Origin of the sequence: Embleya sp. NPDC059213 (assembly GCF_042754445.1) — a bacterium.
Taxonomy (GTDB): domain Bacteria; phylum Actinomycetota; class Actinomycetes; order Streptomycetales; family Streptomycetaceae; genus Embleya.
The window spans coordinates 1-3,498 of record NZ_JBHZAV010000368.1 but is presented as its reverse complement, the minus strand read 5'-3'; the positions used below and the strand labels follow the sequence as shown (position 1 = coordinate 3,498).

Annotated in this window: 2 protein-coding genes and 1 pseudogene; 2 read left to right on the top strand and 1 reads right to left on the bottom strand. The window is 69.9% G+C overall.

All coding sequences use genetic code 11. The annotated features are described in order from the left end of the window. Nucleotides 1–8: 8 nt before the first annotated feature. The gene (locus ACFXMF_RS47195) at nucleotides 9–800 is read right to left on the bottom strand and encodes a serine hydrolase domain-containing protein (RefSeq protein ID WP_379992624.1); all 792 of its coding nucleotides are present in this window, start codon (nucleotides 798–800) and stop codon (nucleotides 9–11) included. A gap of 14 nt (nucleotides 801–814) precedes the next feature. Between ACFXMF_RS47195 and ACFXMF_RS47190 the strand changes: the two genes are divergently transcribed. Both ACFXMF_RS47190 and ACFXMF_RS47185 read left to right on the top strand, forming a co-directional pair. Beyond that, on the top strand, nucleotides 815–2,359 hold the full coding sequence (locus ACFXMF_RS47190) for a M4 family metallopeptidase (protein ID WP_379992623.1): 1,545 nt from the start codon (nucleotides 815–817) through the stop codon (nucleotides 2,357–2,359). Nucleotides 2,360–2,615: 256 nt separating this feature from the next. Next, nucleotides 2,616–3,498 (top strand): annotated as a pseudogene (locus ACFXMF_RS47185) (peptidase M28); the annotation flags it as partial.

Here is a 3,498-nt window from a genome sequence, read left to right as displayed (position 1 = left end):
GCTCGGGGTCAGCCGGTGCGGTCGCGGCAGGACTGGGCGGGTTGCCGGTGGTCTGCCGCGATCCGGTAGGCGGCGACCAGGAGCGGCAGCGAGGCGCTCGCGGCCTGGTTGATCGTGCCGGTGAGGGACAGTCGGCGGGCCGGGGCGTAGAGCTGGAAGGCGCCGAAGAAGCCCTGGTGCACCCAGACTTCCTCACCGTCCGGGACGAACCGCCGGATTCCCATGGCCAGTTGTCCATCCGGCCCGGGTGTGAGCATGGCTCGCAGGGTGCGCGGGTCGCGGAACAGGCGTCCCTCGAACAGGCCCCGGACGAACCGGGTGAGGTCCGCCGACGTGCTCACCGGCCCGCCTCCGCCGAAGGTGTCGAACGTGGGGTTGTAGTCGCGCGTGTCGACGTCGCCGATGTAGGCATGCGAGAGCGGCGCGGCGCGCGGGCGTTCCCAGTGTTCGAGACAGGTGTCGCGCATGCCCAGCGGATCCAGCACCAGGTCACGGTAGACCCGGTGCAACGGTCGTCCGGTCACCCGCTCGATCACGAAGCCGGCGAGCGCGTATCCGGTGTCCTGGTAATGCGAGCCGGCCCCGGGCGGGAAGTACGGACTGCCGTGCGTGATCGCGTATTCGACTGCCGGACTGAAGACACGCCGCTCGATCCGCCGTTCGATCCGCCGACCTTCGCCAAAATGTGCCGATACGTCGACCTTCGTTGACCGGATGCCGATCCCGGTGTGAGGGTTCCCTCGCTCGGGCGACGAACCCGGCGCAGTGGTGGTCGGATTCGTGGTCGGGGCGTCCTTCAACCCGAGGAGCCTCGATGCATCGCAGAAAGCTGACGATCGGGTCGGTCCTGACCCTGCTCGCCGGCCTGGTAATCGGCACCACCACCCCATCGAACGCGACAGCACCACCGACCCCCTTTTCCGCCGCCGCTCGCACGGCGGCGATCGACGCGGCCGACCGGGCCGTCTCCGCCGGCCCGAACGCACTGGCCAAGGTGCCCGGAGAAAGCTATCTGCGGAGCCTGGTGACGCCGTGGGTGGACAACCTCTATTCGATCGCCTACACCCGCACCTACCGCGGCCTGCCCGTTGTCGGCGGCGACGCCGCCGTGTTGGCCGACGGCACCGGCAAGGTCCACGTCGTGGAGCCGGGCAACGCGGTGCCCGCCGACGTCCCGACCGAGCCGACCGTCCCCGCCGCCGTCGCCGAGAGCACCGCCCGGACCCGCCTGGCCGCCGTCGACCGGGTCGACGCACGTCGCCTGGTGGTGCGGGTCGGTCCGGACGCCACCCGACTCGCCTGGGAAACCGTGCTGATCGGCCGCACCGACTCGGCGCCCGGCAAACTGCACGTGTTCGTCGACGCCCGCACCGGCGCGGTGCTCGACTCCTACGACGACGTGCGCGCCGGCACCGGCCACAGCAAGTGGAACGGTCCCGACCCGATCACCATCACCACGGCCGGCTCCGGCGGCAGCTACTTCATGCAGGATCTGACCCGCCCCGGCCTGAGTTGCGCGAGGTTCAACGCCGGCGTGCTCACCAAGCCCGTCGACGACTGGGGCACCGGCAATCCCACCAGCATCGAGACCGGCTGCGTCGACTCCATGTGGGCCGCGCAGAAGGAATGGGACATGCTGCGCACCTGGCTCGGCCGCAACGGGCACAACGGCACCGGCGGCACGTGGCCGGTGGTCGTCGGATTGAACCAGGTCAACGCCTACTTCGACGACACCAAGGTGGTCATCGGCCACGACAACAGGGGCCAGTGGTTGGGCGCGATGGACGTCGTGGGCCACGAGTACGCGCACGGCATCGACAAGACCAGCCCCGGCTACCCGTTCGCGGCCCCGGGCCTGTTCGAGGGCACCGGCGACATCTTCGGCGCTCTCACGGAGGCATACGCCAACGAACCCCCGCCGTTCGACGTCCCGGACTACACCGTCGGCGAGATGGTCGACCTGGGCTCCAACCCGCTCCGCTACATGTACAACCCCTCCCTCGCCGGTGACCCGAACTGCTACTCGAGCACCATGCCGCCGGAGCCGCACCGGGCGGCCGGTCCGCTGAACCACTGGTTCTACCTGCTCGCCGAGGGCAGCAACCCCGGCGGCGGCAAGCCCGTCAGCCCGACCTGCAACAACACCACCCTCACCGGGGTCGGTATCCAACTGGCCGGCAAGGTCTTCTACGGCGGCCTGCTGCTCAGGACGAGCGGCACGAACTACCCGAAGGTACGGCGGCAGACCCTGTACGCGGCCAAGGCACTCGACCCCACGTGCGCCCTGTTCAAGAAGACCAGGGACGCCTGGAACGCGGTCGGCGTGCCGGCAACGGCCGGCGACCCCACCTGCCCCTGACCCGTGATCCCGCGCCTCCCGCGCCGTCGAGGCGGCGCGGGAGACGGGTGACCGCGCGACCGGAACGCCGGAGTCCACGATTTCGCCAGTATTTGCTGGCCTCGCCGGATCCCTTCGCTCGGGACACGTGGCCGTGTGAGTGTTTCGCTCGCTCGGGCACGAACCCCGGCGTGCACGGTCGGCCGCAACGCCCATAAGGCGCGCGGCACAAAGCCGGATTCGTGGTCGAGGTTTGCCTTCCACTCAAGGAGCCTCGATGAATCGCAGAACGACCACGGCCGGGACCGTCCTGGCCATGCTCGCCGGTTTGGCGATCGGCACGGTTGCTCAGCCGGCCGCCGCCGACCCGCCTCCCCCTCCCGGCTCGCAGTCCTTGGCGGTCTCCGCCGCCGACCGGGCCGCGGCCAGCGGTCTGGACACCCTCGCGAAGGGTCCCGACGAGGAGTACCAGCGGCAGTCGGTGACCCCGTGGGTCAACGATCTGTACTCCGTCTCCTACCAGCGCACCTACCGCGGCATCCCGGTGGTCGGCGGCGACGCCGTCGTGCTCACGGACGGCCGGGGCCGGGTCCGGGCGACCCAGTCCTCGACCGACGCCCGAATAAACGTCCAGGTGCAACCCGTGGTGGCGGCCGGCGCGGCCGAGGCCACCTCCAAGACCAAGCTCGCGGTCGTGGACAAGGTCGAGTCGCACCGCCTGGTCGTCCGGGTCAAGGACGACAAGAGCGCGCTGGCCTGGGAAACCGTGCTGGTCGGTCGTACCGCGACCGCGCCCAGCAGACTGCACGTGTTCGTCGACGCGAGCACGGGCACGGTGCTCGACACCGTCGACGACGTCAAGGCCGGCACCGGTAACAGCCAGTGGAACGGCCCGAACCCGCTCACCATCGACACCACCAACTCCGGTGGTTCGTATTCTCTGCGCGACCCGAACCGTCCCGGCCTGACCTGCTCCGACTACAGCAGCGGCCAGGTCTTCACGAAGTCCAGCGACTCGTGGGGCAACGGCCAGGCGTCCAGCAAGGAGACCGGCTGCGTCGACGTCATGTGGGCGGCGCAGAAGGAATGGAACATGCTCCGCGACTGGCTCGGTCGCAACGGGCACAACGGCAACGGCGGGAGCTGGCCGGTCAAGGTCG

Excerpts from the sequence above, each read along its gene's own strand:
- ACFXMF_RS47190 (WP_379992623.1), top strand. The coding sequence starts at position 815 with ATGCATCGCAGAAAGCTGACGATCGGGTCGGTCCTGACCCTGCTCGCC.